We start from the raw sequence: 14,903 nt of genomic DNA, 5'->3' as shown, positions 1-14,903 counted from the left end.
TAATGGACAAATAAGTTCAATAATCGGAGCGCCTATGTCCAGCACACCTCACGTGATCAACCACGCCCAGGCCCGCGAGTTACTTGCTCAGGTGGATGTACTGCAGATCCTGCGTGTGCTGTTTCGCGACCTCGCCGCCGGGCACGCGGTGCAACCGGCGCAACAGTTGGTGGAATTTCCCCACGGCGGCGGTGACTTTATCAACTACCTGGGGGTGCTGGCGCAGGACGGCGTGTATGGGGTCAAGACCTCACCCTACATCGTGCGCGAACAAGGGCCGCTGGTGACCGCCTGGACGCTGCTGATGTCGATGCAAACCGGCCAGCCGTTGCTGCTGTGCGATGCCGCCGAGCTGACCACCGCGCGCACGGCCGCGACCACGGCGTTGGCGGTGGATGCACTGGCGCCGCCGCAGGCAAAGCGCCTGGCGATCATCGGCAGTGGCAAGGTCGCGCAGGCGCATCTGCAGTATGTGAAAGACCTGCGGGACTGGCAGAGCATCAACCTGTTTTCGCCGAGCCTGGCCGGGAAAAATTCCCAGCTCGAAAGCCTGGACCCGCGGTTGAAGATCGCCTCAACCTGCGATGCCGCATTGGAGGATGCCGACGTGATCCTGCTGTGCACCTCCTCGGCCGGGCCGGTGATCGACCCGGCGCGCCTGGGCAAGCCGGCGTTGATCACCTCCATCAGCACCAACGCCCCGCGCGCCCATGAAGTGCCGCCGCAAAGCCTCAACGACATGCAGGTGTTCTGCGACTATCGCCGTACCACCCCAGGCTCGGCCGGCGAAATGCTGATTGCCGCCGAAAAACACGGCTGGGACATCGGTTCGGTGGTCGGCGACCTGCCAGAGTTGCTCAGCGAGCAGGTGCCGCGCCCCTCCTACGACCGTCACGTATTCTTCCGCTCCAGCGGCCTGGGCCTGGAAGACATCGCACTGGCTAATGCCCTTTGGAGACAGCTATGAGCCACGCAGACTTCATCATCATCGGCGGCGGCATTGCCGGCGCCTCCACTGGTTTCTGGCTGTCGCCACACGGCAAGGTGATTGTGCTGGAGCGTGAATCCCACCCGGCCTACCATTCCACCGGACGCTCGGCGGCGCTGTATACCGCTGCCTATGGCACCCCGCAGGTGCGCGCGCTGACCCTCGCCAGCCGTGAGTTTTTCGACCACCCACCCAGCGGTTTCTGCGAACATCCACTGCTGACGCCGCGCGGTGAAATGACCGTGGACTTCATCGGCGACCCGGATGAATTGAACGCGCAGTACTTGAGCGCCAAGGCCACCGTGCCGCAGGTCGAGCAACTGAGCGCCGACCTGGCCTGTGCGATGCTGCCGATCCTGCGCCGCGAAAAAGTCCACGGTGCGATTTATGACCCCACTGCCAGCGACATTGACACCGACGCCCTGCACCAGGGCTATTTGCGCGGGATTCGCCGCAATCAGGGCGAAGTGCGCACTGACAGCCACGTCCTCGGTTTGAGCCGCGACAGCGCCGGTCTCTGGCATGTGAATACCCAGGACGCCACCTTCACCGCGCCGATCATCATCAATGCCGCCGGCGCCTGGGCCGATCATATCGGCGGGCTGGCCGGCGCCTCCGCCATTGGCCTGCAACCCAAGCGGCGCTCGGCGTTTATCTTCGCCGGCCCCGAAGGCCAGGACACCCACGCCTGGCCGATGCTGGTGGCCCTCGACGAAGCCTTCTACATGAAGCCCGACGCGGGCATGTTCCTCGGCTCCCCCGCCAACGCCGACCCGGTCGAGGCGCAGGATATCCAGCCCGAAGAGTTGGACATCGCCATGGGCATCTACCAGATCGAAGAAGCCACCACCTTGACCATCCGCCGCCCGACCCGCACCTGGGCCGGGCTGCGCAGCTTTGTCCACGATGGGGATCTGCTGGCGGGCTTCGACTCGCAGGTGCCGGGGCTGTTCTGGGTCGCGGCGCAAGGCGGCTATGGAATCCAGACCTCCCCCGCCATGGGCCAGGCCAGTGCCGCACTGGTGCGCGGTGCGCCGCTGCCGGAGCAACTGACGCGGTTCGGCCTGGACGCTGGTATGCTCTCCCCCGCCCGCCTGGAGCCGCATTGATGAACACCGCCGAACACGACAAGGTCATGCAGAACTTCCGCGCGATTGCCGACGCAATCGCCACGCTGTTCTTTCCCCACGCTGAAGTGGTGCTGCATGACTTGCGCACGCAAAAAGTCGATTACATCGCCAACAACCTGTCTAAACGTGGCATCGGTGATGAGTCGGCGCTGGAGGACATGCTCAGCGATGACGTCAGCGAGGTGAATATCGGCCCCTATGAAAAACTCAATTGGGATGGCCAGAAGATTCGCAGCCTGAGCACCGTGCTGCATGACCATAACGGCCGCCGCCTGGCCGTGCTGTGCATCAACCTGAATATCTCGCTGTTCGAGAATGCCAAGGCGGCGCTGGATCTGTTCCTGTCGCCGAGCAAGTTGATCCCGCAACCGGATTCACTCTTTCGTGATGACTGGCAGGAGCGCATCAACACCTTCTTGCACGCCTGGATGCGTGAACGCCAATTGAGCCTGAACCTGCTGACCCGTGACCACAAGCGTGAGCTGGTGCTGGCGCTGCATGCCGAAGGCGCGTTCAAGGGCAAGAGCGCCTCCAACTATGTGGCCAATGTGCTGGGCATGGGGCGGGCGACGGTCTACAAGCACTTGAAGGAATTGAAGGGCTGAACGCAGCTTTTGTGCACGCGCCCGGCCTGCTGGCGATAGGGCCCTTGCGGTCGCCATCGCCGGCAAGCCGGGCTGCTGCAAGGGTCAATCGCCGTAGATATCAGACTTGAAGTACTGCTGCGAAATCTTCTGGTACTCGCCACTCGCGCGGATACCATCGATGGCGCTGTTGAGTTGGCTGACCAACTCGGTATTACCCTTGCGCACCGCGATCCCCGCGCCCTCGCCCACGTATTTCGGGTCCTTGAGTTCCGGACCGACAAACGCATACCCCTTGCCGCGTGGCATCGACAGGAAATCGCTCAGGGGAATGGTGTCGGCGAAGATCGCGTCCAGTCGCCCGGCCGCCAGGTCCATGTAAATCTCTTCGTTATTGCTGTAGCGCTTGACGGTGATGCCCTTGGGCTCGAACACCTCAGTGGCGTAGCGATCGGTGGTCGTGGCGCGTTGCACGCCGACCGTCTTGCCCTTGAGGCTGGCGTACTGGTCATCCACCACCGCGCCGTCCTTCATCACCAGGCGCGACGAAGTGAAGTAATACTTGTGGGTGAAATCCACCGACTTCTTGCGGTCTTCATTGATGGTCATGGACGACAGGGCCATGTCGATTTTCTTCACCTTGAGGGAAGGAATCAGGCCGTCGAACTCACCTTCGATCCACACGCACTTGACCTTCATCTGCGCGCACAAAGCGTTGCCGATGTCGTAGTCGAAGCCAACGATCTTGCCTTCCTCGGTCTTGGACGCAAACGGCGGGTAAGCGGCCTCGATGCCGATGCGCAGGGTTTTCTCGGCGGCCAGCAAGTGGCTGGAGGCGATCAGGCCAAGGGCCAGGACGGGAATGACGAAGCGTTTCTTCATGGTTGTGTCTCGCAAGTTGTTGTTGGTTTAGGCAAGCGTGAAGAAAAAATCAGACGAAAAAGAGCTTTATTTGTACTTATAATTCCATATTGGACTTTTATGTACACACCGTCAAATCGCCTCGCCACCCTATGACTTTTTTGCACAACGCACCGGTGTTTTTGAGCGTTCATCTCTAGATTTATGCGTGCCTATACTCGGTTCAGCCCCCCGGTGGAACCGAGGGGTCGCAGCATCACAGCCATGTCCCTACAACAATAATCAAGGACACCGACCATGACCCAGCCCTTCCTGGCCGCTCGGGATTTTCTGCTCGCTCACCGTACCGACTACGCCACCGCCGTGCGCGACTTCCGTTGGCCACACCTGGACGCGTTCAACTGGGCCCTGGACTACTTCGATGCGATGGCAGAAGGCAACGCGGCGGATGCGCTGTGGATCGTCGAAGAGGACGGCAGCGAGCAACGCTACAGCTTCCAGCAACTCGCGGCGCGCTCCAACCAGGTGGCCAACCACCTGCGCGCCCTGGGTGTGCGCCGGGGCGAACGCGTGCTGCTGATGCTCGGCAACGATGTCGCGCTGTGGGAAACCATGCTGGCTGCGTTCAAGCTGGGCGCCGTGGTCATCCCCGCCACTGCCCTGCTCAACCCCGATGACCTGAGTGACCGTATCGAGCGCGGCCAGGTACGCCACCTGGTGGTCGGTGAAGCGCATGTCGGCAAGTTTGACGGCCTCGGCGCTGGCTGCAGCCGCATCTGCGTGGGCGCCGCCCCCACTGGCTGGGTCGCGCACAGCGCCGCCTTCGAATACCCCGAGCAGTTCGAGGCCGAAGGCCGCACCCTGGCCACCGACCCGATGCTGCTGTATTTCACCTCCGGCACCACGTCCAAGCCGAAAATGGTGCTGCACAGCCACCAGAGCTATCCGGTCGGCCACTTGTCGACCATGTACTGGATCGGCCTGCAGCCGGGTGACCTGCACCTCAATATCTCGTCTCCGGGCTGGGCCAAGCATGCCTGGAGCTGCCTGTTCGCACCATGGAACGCCGGCGCCTGCATCTTTATCCATAACGTCGCGCGTTTCAGCGCGCCGGCCCTGCTCAACACGCTGGAACGTTACCGCGTGACCAGCCTGTGCGCGCCGCCCACCGTGTGGCGCATGCTGATCCAGGAGGACCTGGCCAGCTACAAAAACCGTCTGAACCTGCGTGAACTGGTGGGCGCCGGTGAGCCGCTGAACCCGGAAATCATCGAGCAGATCCAGCACGCCTGGGGCCTGCCGTTGCGCGACGGCTTCGGCCAGTCGGAAACCACCGCGCTGGTCGGCAACACCCCAGGGCAATTGCTCAAGCCGGGCTCCATGGGCCGGCCGCTGCCGGGCTACCAGGTGGCGCTGCTCGATGCCGACGGCGTGCCGGGCACCGAGGGCGAAGTCGCCCTGCCCCTGGCGATACGTCCGCTGGGCCTGATGCTGTGCTACGAGGACAGCCCGGAAAAAACCGCTGAGGTGATGCGCGACGGCTACTACCGCACCGGCGATACCGCGCAGATCGACGCCGACGGCTACATCAGTTTTGTCGGGCGCGCCGACGACGTGTTCAAGGCGTCCGACTACCGCATCAGCCCCTTCGAACTGGAAAGCGCGCTGATCGAGCACCCGGCGGTGATGGAAGTCGCCGTGGTACCCAGCCCGGACCCGCTGCGCCTGGCGGTGCCAAAGGCCTTCCTGATCCTCGCCCACGACGCCCCCGGCAGCGCCGAGTTGGCGCAGCACATCCTCGCCTTCGCCCGCGAACACCTGGCGCCGTACAAGCGCGTGCGGCGGATCGAGTTTGTCAGCGAATTGCCCAAGACCATCTCCGGCAAGATTCGCCGGGTGGAATTGCGGCAGATGGAAGTGCTGCGACGCCAGAGTGAAACGCGGGGTGAGCAGGAGCACTTCGAGGAGGACTTTGTGCGGCCGACGGTGGAGTCGTAGTCCATTCCTGTTGATTACTTGCCTGATCCTCCGATTTATCGACCATCGGATACCTGGCCCCTTGCGCGGTGGTCTAGAGTTCGACAATGAGCGGCCATCCCAAAAAGGCCGCCACTACCGTCGATCAGCAGGTGAATCATGGAATTGCGAATCAACCAGAAGACCTATCAGGTCGATGCCGACGCGGACACCCCCTTGCTGTGGGTGATTCGCGATGACCTGGGGCTGACCGGCACCAAGTACGGCTGCGGCCTGGCGCAATGCGGCGCCTGTTCGGTGCTGGTGGACGGCAATGTCGTGCGCAGTTGCGTCACGCCGGTGGCTGGGGTGGTAGGCCGTGAGGTCACCACCATCGAGGCGATCGAGGACGATGAAGTGGGCAAGCGCGTGGTCGCCACCTGGGTCGAGTATCAGGTTGCGCAATGCGGTTATTGCCAGTCCGGGCAGGTGGTGGCAGCCACCGCGCTGCTCAAGCACACCCCCGCACCCAGCGATGCGCAGATCGAAGCGGCGATGATCAACCTGTGCCGCTGCGGCACCTACAACGCTATCCACAGCGCCATGCAGGCGCTGGCCAAGCCGGAGAGCGCCTGATGAATACGCGCAATAAAATGCTCGAGCTGCCGCTCGGCGAGCCGGTCAACCTGTCGCGTCGGCACTTTCTGGTGGGCACGGCAGTGGGTGCGCTGGTGATCGGCTTTGGCCTGCCGCTGGGCTCGGCCAGGGTGCAAGCGGCCACGCCGGCCGAGCGCGGTACCCAAGTGCCGGCGTTTCTGGAAATTCGTCCGGACGGCAGCGTGCGCCTGCTCAGCCCCTTCATGGAAGGCGGCCAAGGCACTCACACGGCCATGGCGCAAATTGTTGGCGAAGAACTCGACGCCGACCCTGCCACCTTTATCGTCGAAGCCGCGCCGCCCGGCGACGCCTACGTGGTGATGGAAAACGGCATGCGCATCACCGGCGGCAGTATGTCGGTGCGCATGAGCTACCCGACCATGCGCCGCCTGGGCGCCCTCGCCCGCGCCATGCTGCTGCAGGCCGGCGCCCAGCAGTTGGGTGTGCCGGTGGCCGAACTGACCACCCAACCCGGCCGCGTGGTGCACAGCGCGTCCGGGCGTTCGCTGGGCTACGGCGAGCTGGCTGGCCGCGCGCTGGACATGCCGGTGCCCGACCCCGCCAGCATCACCCTGCGCGATCCGAGCCAGTTCCGCTGGATCGGCAAGCCGGTCAAACGCCTGGATGCCTACGACAAATCCACCGGCAAGGCGCAGTACAGCATCGACTTGAAGGTCGACGGCATGCTTCACGCCGCCGTGCAGCACGCGCCGCGCCTGGGCATGACCGTCGGCAGCCTGCGCAATCAGGCGCAGGTCGAAGGCATGAAAGGCGTGCACTCCGTCCACACGCTGCCCGGCGCGGTGGCAGTGGTAGCCGAACGTTGGTGGCACGCCAAGCGCGCAGTCGAGGCGATCCAGGTCGATTGGCAGGAAGCTGCCGCCGATTCGAGCCTGCGCGTGATGCCGGCGGATTTTTCCAGCGACAAGCACCGTGACTTTCTCGCCACGCAGCAGGGCCCCTCGCGCGATGACGAGAACGAAGGCGACGTGGCCGCCGCACTCGCCAATGGCAAGACCCGCATCGAGGCCACCTACCACAACCAGTACGTCAACCATGCCCAGCTGGAGCCGCCGTCCGCCCTGGCGCGCTTCAACGCCGATGGTTCACTGGAGGTCTGGCTGCCCAACCAGGCGCCGGATATGTTTCGCGCCGACATCGCCAAGCGCACCGGCCTCGACCTTGCGCAGATCACCCTGCACTCGCCGCTGCTGGGCGGGTTTTTCGGCCGGCACTTCCTGTATGAATCGGCCAACCCTTACCCGCAGGCCATCACTTTGGCCAAGGCGGTCGGTCGTCCAGTCAAGCTGATCTGGAGCCGCGAGGAAGAATTCCTGCGCGATGTGTTGCGCCCGGTCGCGGTGGTCAAGTTCCGCGCTGCGCTGGATGACCAAGGCCTGCCGCTGGCGCTCGAGGCGGTAAGCGCCACCGAGGGCCCGACCGAAGGCCTGGCCGGTAAACAGGGTGACAAGATCGACCCTACCGCGTTGGAAGGGCTGTCGGGCAAGGCCTATGCGATTCCCAACAAGCGCATCGCGCAGATCTACGTGAAAGGCCCGGTGATGCTGGGCTATTGGCGTTCGGTGGGCAATTCGCTGAACGACTTTTTCTATGAAGCATTCCTCGATGAACTGGCGGACAAGGGCGGTCACGACCCGTACGAATTACGCCTGCACCTGCTGCGTGACAACCCGCGGCTGACCACGTTGCTGCAGGCGGTGGGCGAGCTGTCCGGTGGCTGGAAGCGCGGGCCCTACACCGCCGAAGATGGCACCCGGCGCGCGCGTGGCGTGGCCATGGCCTCGCCGTTCGGCTCGCATGCGGCGGTGGTCGCCGAAGTGTCGATCGATCAGGGCCAGGTCAAGGTGCACCACATCTGGGAAGCCATCGACCCCGGCAGCATCGTCAACCCGGCGATCATCGAGGCGCAAGTCAATGGCGCGGTGGCCCTGGGCTTGTCGCAGACCCTGCTGGAGGAAGCGGTGTACGTGGACGGCAAGCCACGGGCGCGCAACTACGACCTGTACCCGATCCTGCCGCCGTCGCGGATGGCGCAGGTGCATGTACGGATTGTCGAGAGCGGCGAAAAGATGGGCGGTATCGGCGAACCCCCGTTGCCGGCAGTGGCGCCAGCCGTGGCCAATGCGGTCGCACATTTGACTGGCCAGCGCATCCGCAGCCTGCCCTTGAGCCGCTATACCTTCAGCTGACCGACAAGGACCGCGCATGAACAACCCTCGCTTCGCAAGAACCGCAGGCTGGCTATTGCTGGCCTGCCTGGTCGCAGCCGGCGTACTGGCCTGGTACGTCACCCGCCAGCCCGCGACGCCCTTCGCACAGGAGTCGACCGCCAGCGCCGACCCTGCGCTGGTCAGCCGTGGCGAGTACGTCGCGCGCCTCAGCGACTGCGTGGCCTGCCACAGCCTGGCGGGCAAGGCGCCTTTCTCCGGCGGCCTGGAAATGGCCACGCCGCTGGGCAACATCCACGCCACCAACATCACGCCTGACCGCGACGCCGGCATCGGCACCTACAGCCTGGCCGACTTCGACCGCGCGGTGCGCCACGGCGTGGCGCCGGGGGGCAAGCGCCTGTACCCGGCCATGCCCTACCCTTCGTATGCCAAGCTCAGTGACGATGACATCCGCGCGCTGTATGCGTTTTTCATGCACGGTGTGCAGCCGGACAAACAGGCGAATATCCCCAGCGACATCCCCTGGCCGCTCAACCTGCGCTGGCCCATCGCGTTGTGGAACGGCGTGTTCGCTCCCACCGCGCCGTATGCGGCCAAGCCCAATCAAGATGCGGTGTGGAACCGTGGCGCCTACATCGTCCAGGGCCCGGGCCATTGCGGCAGTTGCCACACGCCACGCGGCCTGGCTTTCAACGAGAAGGCCCTGGACGAGTCGGGCGCGCCGTACCTCGCCGGTGGCCTGCTCGATGGCTGGTACGCCCCGAGCCTGCGCCAGGATCACAACACCGGCCTGGGCCGCTGGAGCGAAGCGCACATCGTGCAATTCCTCAAGACCGGGCGCAATCAGCATGCGGTGGTCTATGGCTCGATGACCGAAGCCTTCAACAACTCCACGCAGTTCATGGCTGACGACGACCTGGCCGCCATCGCCCGGTATCTCAAGTCACTGCCCGGCGACCCGCAGCGCGACGGCCCCCCGTGGCAATACGTGGCCGCTGATACCCGCCAGGACATTCCCGGCGCCCACACCTACGCAACCCGTTGTGCCGCCTGTCATGGCCTGGACGGCAAAGGCCAGCCCGAGTGGATGCCGCCGCTGGCCGGCGCCACCTCCGCCCTCGCCAAGGAAAACGCCTCGGCGATCAACATCACCCTCAACGGCTCGCAACGCATCGTCGCCGCCGGCGTGCCGGATGCCTACCGCATGCCGGCCTTTCGCGAGCAATTGTCCGATACCCAAATCGCTGAGGTGCTGACGTATGTGCGCAGCACGTGGGGCAACCACGCTGACGCAGTCGACGCCAAGGCCGTCGGCAAACTGCGCGGGCACACCGATCCGGCCAGTGCCAGTCCGATAATTTTGCAAATGCGCTGAAAGACGGTACCCCTCCCCCCTCCCTGGCGTGGTCACCGAAGTGAGCGCGCCAGGAATCCAATCGCCAGGTGAACACAAGCTGTCTTGAACGGGCTCAGCGCACGTTGACACTTCCTTGCGTTCGCCTGCTCCCGTTCGCCTCGTCTGACACACAAATCAGAACCCTTTTACGCAACGCACTCGCCATTGCGCACAGAAACAGGCGGGCAACCTCGGCAAGATCGAGACCCACCCCACCGCGCAGAACATGGCAAACATTGCGGTTATCAATGGCTGGTCATCTTCCTGACTGACGGTTTCTCCCTTGGCTTTTTTATACATATAAAGTATGCATAACGAGAACGTTCAGGATTCAATTTGATGAAGCGAAAAATATCGCCAATCAGCAAAAACACAAAGGCATCAGCCTGGCCGACGCAGAACCCGTGTTCTACGACCGAGCGGCCCTGACGATACAAGACCACGATCATGACGAAGAACGCTGGGTGACCATCGGCAGTGACGCGAAAGGACGCATTTTGGTAGTTGCTTATACCTACCGCGACCCGCATTTCGTGCGCATTATCAGCGCCAGGCTTGCCTCAAGAAATGAACGGCGCCAGTACCTGGAGGCTTGAACCATGAAAGACGAATACGATTTCACCAACGGTAAGCGCGGTGCTGTCGCCAGCAACAAGGGCAAGACCCGCATCACCATAATGCTTGACGATGCAGTGATCGACGCTGCCCGTGAGCGTGCGCAAAGCGCCGGCACGGGCTATCAAACCGTAATCAACAACCTGTTGCGCCAGGCGTTGGTTTCTCAGGAAGCGCACAACCTGGCGCCTGCCCCGAAGAAGCGGGCCAAACCCCTGCAAGTCCTCAATAGCGGTATCAGCCTGTCTGAGGTTGAAGCCCTGGAACAACAACTCATCGCGGTCGCCGGAGAATTGAATCGGGTGCTGGGCACGTCCAGATCGGCCAAATCCAAAGCAACGCTGTAAGTTGATTCACCCTGCCTAGGCTTGTGTCAGGCACCGGTCGCTGGCTGACGGTTTGGCCAACCCACTTTAGAGGGGATGGGTTTCAGGACGAAAACACCTGCGGACGCCGCCGTGCCGGCGGCGCAAAACTGAGCGGTTGCTGGCGGGCCAGTTGCGCCTGGACGTGCGCGACCGCGTCGAGCACGCGCTGTGCCCACTGCTCGTCCTGCGGGTCGACCACTACCACGCGAAAGCCGTGGTCATGGCCTTCACTGCGCACGCCTTCGGAATCGTCGACATGCAGGTCGATGTCAAAGGCCGGTGGAAATTTGGAGGGTGCGTTCGACAGCCCGCGCACGCTGAGCGCACGGTTGTGCAGCACGCTGTTGACCACGCCGTCGACGCGGATGCCGTACAGCAACAGCCAACGCCGGATGTAGGACGGGGTCCGCCCGGACGAGGTATAGACCCAGATGCTGCAGCCCTGGCGGCGCAGTTCACGGGTCAGCGAGCGAGTCCCCACGCGCAGCGGTTCACCCAGCCACCGGTGGACACAGGCCGGCAGCCGGCTGTGTTCGACCGCACTGTGGTGAAGCTGGCAGGCCAGCGTGTCGTCGATGTCGAACGAAATGCGGATACGCGGGCGATTGAACAGACGCCGAACGCTGTCGAGCACTGGATACCCTCCCATCACAGGCCTCCCCGAGCGGCAGGCACGGGTGTGTCGCCCAGGAAGAACTCCCTGGGATCCGGGGCCTGATCTTCCAGGAATGCCGCGTATTTTTTCTTGATCTTGGGCAATTCGTACAGGGCCTTGACGCCGTGCTTGGCGGAGTTACGGATGACCGAGGACGGGTTGAAATAGCCCTCGGCGTTTTCCAGCGTGAGCACGAACGGCGGCAGTCCCGCGCGCATCAGCAGGTAGCTGACAATCAGCGAACCACTGCGGTTATTGCCCTCGATGAACAATTGCGGCTTGCTGAGGATGCGCACGTAGACACCGGCTGCACGCTTCCAGACCGACTCGCTGCGGTAGGCGCAATACCAGTTGTACAAGTCCTTGATGCCACCCTCGACATTGTTGAAAAAGTGCTGCTCGGTCGCCGCCAGGTGCTGGGCGTATTCCAGCCGGCGCACCGGGTCCTTGCCGCAGAGCACGGTGGCATTGATCTCCAGCATCAGGTTGAGTTGCTGCAGGTCAAACAGGTCGACGCCGCGAGCGACATAGTCATCAATCAGGGCATAGCCTTCCAGCACATTTTCCAGCACCTCGTCCGTGAACGGATCGCGCGGCTCGGTAAAGTGGCGGCTGAGCTCGGCAAAGCGGCTCTGTACTTTACGCAGAGCGCGTTCGATCGCGGGCAAATCAAGACGATGTGTTGCAGACATTGGCAATCCTGGCAAACGGTGGAAAGGTCGATCAGCTGAACTTACCGCTGATGTAGTCCTCGGTCATTTTCTCGCGGGGGCTGCCGAAAATCTGGGTGGTCGGGCCCATCTCTACCAGGTAGCCAGTACGCGTGCCCTGGGAAATATCCACCGAGAAGAACGCAGTGGTGTCAGCCACACGGATGGCCTGCTGCATGTTGTGGGTCACCAGCGCGATGGTGTAGTCCTTTTTCAACTCGACCATCAACTCTTCAACCCGGCGCGTGGCGATCGGGTCGAGCGCCGAACACGGCTCGTCGAGCAACAGCACTTCCGGCTCGGTGGCGATGGCGCGGGCGATACACAGCCGTTGCTGCTGGCCGCCGGAAAGCGACAGGCCACTGACCTTGAGCTTGTCCTTGACCTCATCCCACAGCGCAGCGCCCTGCAGCGCATGCTTGACGCGATCGCCGAGGTCGCCCTTGTAGCGGTTGAGGCGCAGGCCAAACGCGACGTTGTCGAAGATGCTCATCGAAAACGGGTTCGGCTGCTGAAACACCATGCCGATATAGCGGCGCACTACCACCGGGTCCACGCCTTTGCCATACACGTCCTGCCCGAGGAAATGCACGTGCCCCTCGAAGCGGAAACCTTTGACCAGGTCATTCATCCGATTGAGGCTGCGCAGCACAGTACTCTTGCCGCAACCGGAAGGCCCGATGAAGCCGGTGATCTTGTTTTTCTCGATGGGTACGTGGCTGTCGCGCACGGCCATGAAGTTGCCGTAGAAAATCTTGTCGAGCTTGCAGTCCATGACCACAGGCGCCTGGGTGGTAAACGGAGCGGCTATTTGCGCAGTTGATACGTTCAAAATTCAGATGCTCCCTTGTTCAGTACTTGGGCTTGCCGAAAATGCGGCTGACAATGTTCACGACCAGCACGATCATCACCAACACCAGCGAAGCCGCCCATGCGAGTTCGAGCTGATTGTCGAAGGGCATGCCGGAGAAGTTGTAAATCAGTACGGCCAGCGATGCCGTCGGGTTCATCACCGCGAGGCTGCCGTCGTGGTAGATCCAGTAGTTGCTGAACAACGCGGTAAACAGCAATGGCGCGGTTTCACCCGCAGCACGTGCCACGGCCAGCATCACGCCGGTGAGAATCGCCGGCATGCCGGTCGGCAAGATGATTTTCCAGATGACCTGCGAGCGCGTGCAGCCCATGCCGTAGGCGGCGTCCTTCATGATCTTGGGCACCATGCGCATCGACTCTTCAGCCGTCAGCACGACGATCGGCAGCATCAACACCGCCAGGGCAACGCCGCCGGCCGGTGCCGAGTAGGTGCCGGTGGTCATCACCACCAGGGCGTAGGCGAACACGCCGGCCAGAATGGACGGCAGCCCGGTGAGCATCTTGGCGGCAAAGCGCGCGGCGTTTGCCAGCTTGCTGTCGGGCCCCAGTTCAGCGAGGAAGACGGCGGCCATGATGCCGACCGGCACGGCAATGGCGGCGGCAATGCCGACCATCACAAAGGTGCCGGCCATGGCGTTGCCGAAGCCGCCGCCAGTCTCGAAACCGGTAGGCGGCAATTCGGTGAACACTTCCAGGCTCAGCCGTGCCCCGCCGCGCGTGATCAGCATGTACAGCACGGAAATCAGCGGCACGCTGGCGATCAGCGCACCCGTCCACACCAACGTGGTCAGCACCAGGCTGCGCAAGGCGCGCCCTTCGAACTTGCGCTGCAGGCTGGGCATGGCGCCGGCTGGCGAGGTCAAGCTGCTGGCAGGCGAAGTGAGGTCAGTCATTATTTGTTCCCCCGCTGGGCGTAGAGCATGATCATGGAGCCGAGGATGTTCACCAGCAGCGTGATAAACATCAGCACCAGCGCGGCGTACATCAACACCTCGATTTCGTTGGGGCCGGCTTCGGGGAAGTTCAGCGCCAACAGCGCGGCCAGGGTGTTGGCCGGCGCAAACAGCGAGAGCGAAATGTTGTTCGCATTGCCCACCAGCATCGCCAGCGCCATGGTTTCACCCAGCGCGCGACCCAGGCCGAGGACCAGCGAGCCGAAAATGCCAGTCGCCGCCGAAGGCACCATCACCTTGAGAATCGCTTCCCAGTGGGTGGTGCCCATGCCGTAGGCGGCCTGCTTGGTTTTCATCGGCACGCCAGTGAGCGCGTCCTGCGACACTGCCGCAATCGTCGGCAGAATCATGATGGCCAGTACCAGCGCGGCCGGAAGCAACCCGGGCCCGCTCAGGGACGTGCCGAAAAAGGGAATCCAGCCCAGTTCGCTGTTCAGCCAGGCGGTGAGTGGCCGAATCGCCGGGATCACCACGTAGATCCCCCACAGGCCATAGACCACGCTGGGGATGGCCGCGAGCAGCTCGACAATGGTGCGAAACACCGCTGCCAGCTTCGCCGGCAGGAAATCCTGGGTGAGGAAAATGGCCATGCTGACACCGAAGAAACCGGCGATCAGCAAGGCAATCAGGGCGCTGTACAGCGTGCCCCAAATGGCCGGCAGAATGCCGTACTTGCCTTGGTTAACGTCCCAGACACTGCCGAAAAGCACATCGAAACCGTGCTTTTCCATGCCCGGAAGGGCCTTGCGTCCCACCTCGAATACCAAGGCGAAGACCAACGCCAGAATCAGCACCACCCCAATTCGCGCAAGGGCACGGAAGGTGCGGTCAACCAGGAAATCCTTCGTGGAAGGCGGCTGGCAGGCAGAATCCGGGTTAACCGGTACGACAAAAGGTGTGTTCATTGGCTAATTCCGGAACAGGGGGGAAACTCCCTCGGCGCGGCTCGACGCACACACCGAGAG

Annotated in this window: 15 protein-coding genes; 9 read left to right on the top strand and 6 right to left on the bottom strand. The window is 62.9% G+C overall.

All coding sequences use genetic code 11. The features are described 5' to 3' along the window. The first annotated feature begins 34 nt into the window (after positions 1 to 34). The 3 genes from AC07OJ_RS00590 to AC07OJ_RS00580 are packed head-to-tail and all read left to right on the top strand — an operon-like array spanning position 35 to position 2,723. Positions 35 to 967, top strand: a complete 933-nt coding sequence (locus tag AC07OJ_RS00590) for an ornithine cyclodeaminase family protein (protein WP_495093663.1) — start codon at positions 35 to 37, stop codon at positions 965 to 967. Next, a complete protein-coding gene (locus tag AC07OJ_RS00585) occupies positions 964 to 2,097 on the top strand; it encodes an NAD(P)/FAD-dependent oxidoreductase (RefSeq protein ID WP_495093662.1) in 1,134 nt (377 codons plus the stop codon). Before AC07OJ_RS00590 ends, AC07OJ_RS00585 begins: the two co-directional genes overlap by 4 nt. Next, the gene (locus AC07OJ_RS00580; RefSeq protein WP_065905656.1) at positions 2,097 to 2,723 is read left to right on the top strand and encodes a helix-turn-helix transcriptional regulator; all 627 of its coding nucleotides are present in this window, start codon (positions 2,097 to 2,099) and stop codon (positions 2,721 to 2,723) included. The genes AC07OJ_RS00585 and AC07OJ_RS00580 overlap by 1 nt, the downstream gene beginning before the upstream one ends. An 84-nt stretch (positions 2,724 to 2,807) precedes the next feature. Here the strand turns inward: AC07OJ_RS00580 and AC07OJ_RS00575 are convergent, their stop codons facing one another. Beyond that, complete coding sequence (locus tag AC07OJ_RS00575) at positions 2,808 to 3,584, bottom strand: ABC transporter substrate-binding protein (RefSeq protein ID WP_065905654.1); 777 nt, start codon at positions 3,582 to 3,584, stop codon at positions 2,808 to 2,810. Positions 3,585 to 3,860: 276 nt separating this feature from the next. Here AC07OJ_RS00575 and AC07OJ_RS00570 point away from each other — a divergent pair, with 276 nt between their 5' ends. The 6 genes from AC07OJ_RS00570 (at position 3,861) to AC07OJ_RS00545 (ending at position 10,726) form a co-directional block, all read left to right on the top strand. Next, positions 3,861 to 5,561: an AMP-binding protein gene (locus AC07OJ_RS00570; protein ID WP_495093661.1), complete on the top strand. Its 1,701-nt coding sequence runs from the start codon at positions 3,861 to 3,863 to the stop codon at positions 5,559 to 5,561. A gap of 138 nt (positions 5,562 to 5,699) precedes the next feature. Further along, a complete protein-coding gene (locus AC07OJ_RS00565) occupies positions 5,700 to 6,155 on the top strand; it encodes a (2Fe-2S)-binding protein (RefSeq protein ID WP_065905649.1) in 456 nt (151 codons plus the stop codon). Continuing rightward, the gene (locus AC07OJ_RS00560; protein WP_495093660.1) at positions 6,155 to 8,386 is read left to right on the top strand and encodes a xanthine dehydrogenase family protein molybdopterin-binding subunit; all 2,232 of its coding nucleotides are present in this window, start codon (positions 6,155 to 6,157) and stop codon (positions 8,384 to 8,386) included. Before AC07OJ_RS00565 ends, AC07OJ_RS00560 begins: the two co-directional genes overlap by 1 nt. Before the next feature lie 16 nt (positions 8,387 to 8,402). Next, positions 8,403 to 9,743 carry a c-type cytochrome gene (locus AC07OJ_RS00555; protein ID WP_495093659.1) on the top strand — a complete coding sequence of 447 codons (1,341 nt, stop codon included), beginning with the start codon at positions 8,403 to 8,405 and terminating at the stop codon, positions 9,741 to 9,743. 332 nt (positions 9,744 to 10,075) lie between these two features. Beyond that, the gene (locus AC07OJ_RS00550) at positions 10,076 to 10,360 is read left to right on the top strand and encodes a BrnT family toxin (protein WP_495094253.1); all 285 of its coding nucleotides are present in this window, start codon (positions 10,076 to 10,078) and stop codon (positions 10,358 to 10,360) included. A gap of 3 nt (positions 10,361 to 10,363) precedes the next feature. Then, positions 10,364 to 10,726 (top strand): BrnA antitoxin family protein, encoded by a 363-nt coding sequence (locus tag AC07OJ_RS00545; RefSeq protein ID WP_213552309.1) that lies wholly within the window; start codon positions 10,364 to 10,366, stop codon positions 10,724 to 10,726. An 82-nt stretch (positions 10,727 to 10,808) separates the two neighbouring features. Here AC07OJ_RS00545 and AC07OJ_RS00540 read toward each other — a convergent pair whose 3' ends face one another. The 5 genes from AC07OJ_RS00540 to pstC form a co-directional block, all read right to left on the bottom strand. Continuing rightward, the gene (locus AC07OJ_RS00540) at positions 10,809 to 11,396 is read right to left on the bottom strand and encodes a hypothetical protein (protein ID WP_213552307.1); all 588 of its coding nucleotides are present in this window, start codon (positions 11,394 to 11,396) and stop codon (positions 10,809 to 10,811) included. Continuing rightward, entirely contained in the window at positions 11,396 to 12,094 is a 699-nt protein-coding gene (locus tag AC07OJ_RS00535) for a hypothetical protein (RefSeq protein WP_495093658.1), read from the bottom strand. The genes AC07OJ_RS00540 and AC07OJ_RS00535 overlap by 1 nt, the downstream gene beginning before the upstream one ends. Before the next feature lie 31 nt (positions 12,095 to 12,125). Next, on the bottom strand, positions 12,126 to 12,887 hold the full coding sequence (gene pstB / locus AC07OJ_RS00530) for a phosphate ABC transporter ATP-binding protein PstB (protein ID WP_065905635.1): 762 nt from the start codon (positions 12,885 to 12,887) through the stop codon (positions 12,126 to 12,128). A 76-nt stretch (positions 12,888 to 12,963) separates the two neighbouring features. Then, complete coding sequence (gene pstA, locus AC07OJ_RS00525) at positions 12,964 to 13,878, bottom strand: phosphate ABC transporter permease PstA (RefSeq protein ID WP_106804463.1); 915 nt, start codon at positions 13,876 to 13,878, stop codon at positions 12,964 to 12,966. Further along, positions 13,878 to 14,843, bottom strand: a complete 966-nt coding sequence (gene pstC / locus AC07OJ_RS00520) for a phosphate ABC transporter permease subunit PstC (protein WP_065905630.1) — start codon at positions 14,841 to 14,843, stop codon at positions 13,878 to 13,880. Before pstC ends, pstA begins: the two co-directional genes overlap by 1 nt. Positions 14,844 to 14,903 lie beyond the last annotated feature (60 nt).

Source organism: Pseudomonas sp. GW821-FHT09C08 (assembly GCF_059418125.1).
Note: the sequence above shows the minus strand (reverse complement) of the source record. Positions and strands in the feature narration are given on the sequence as shown.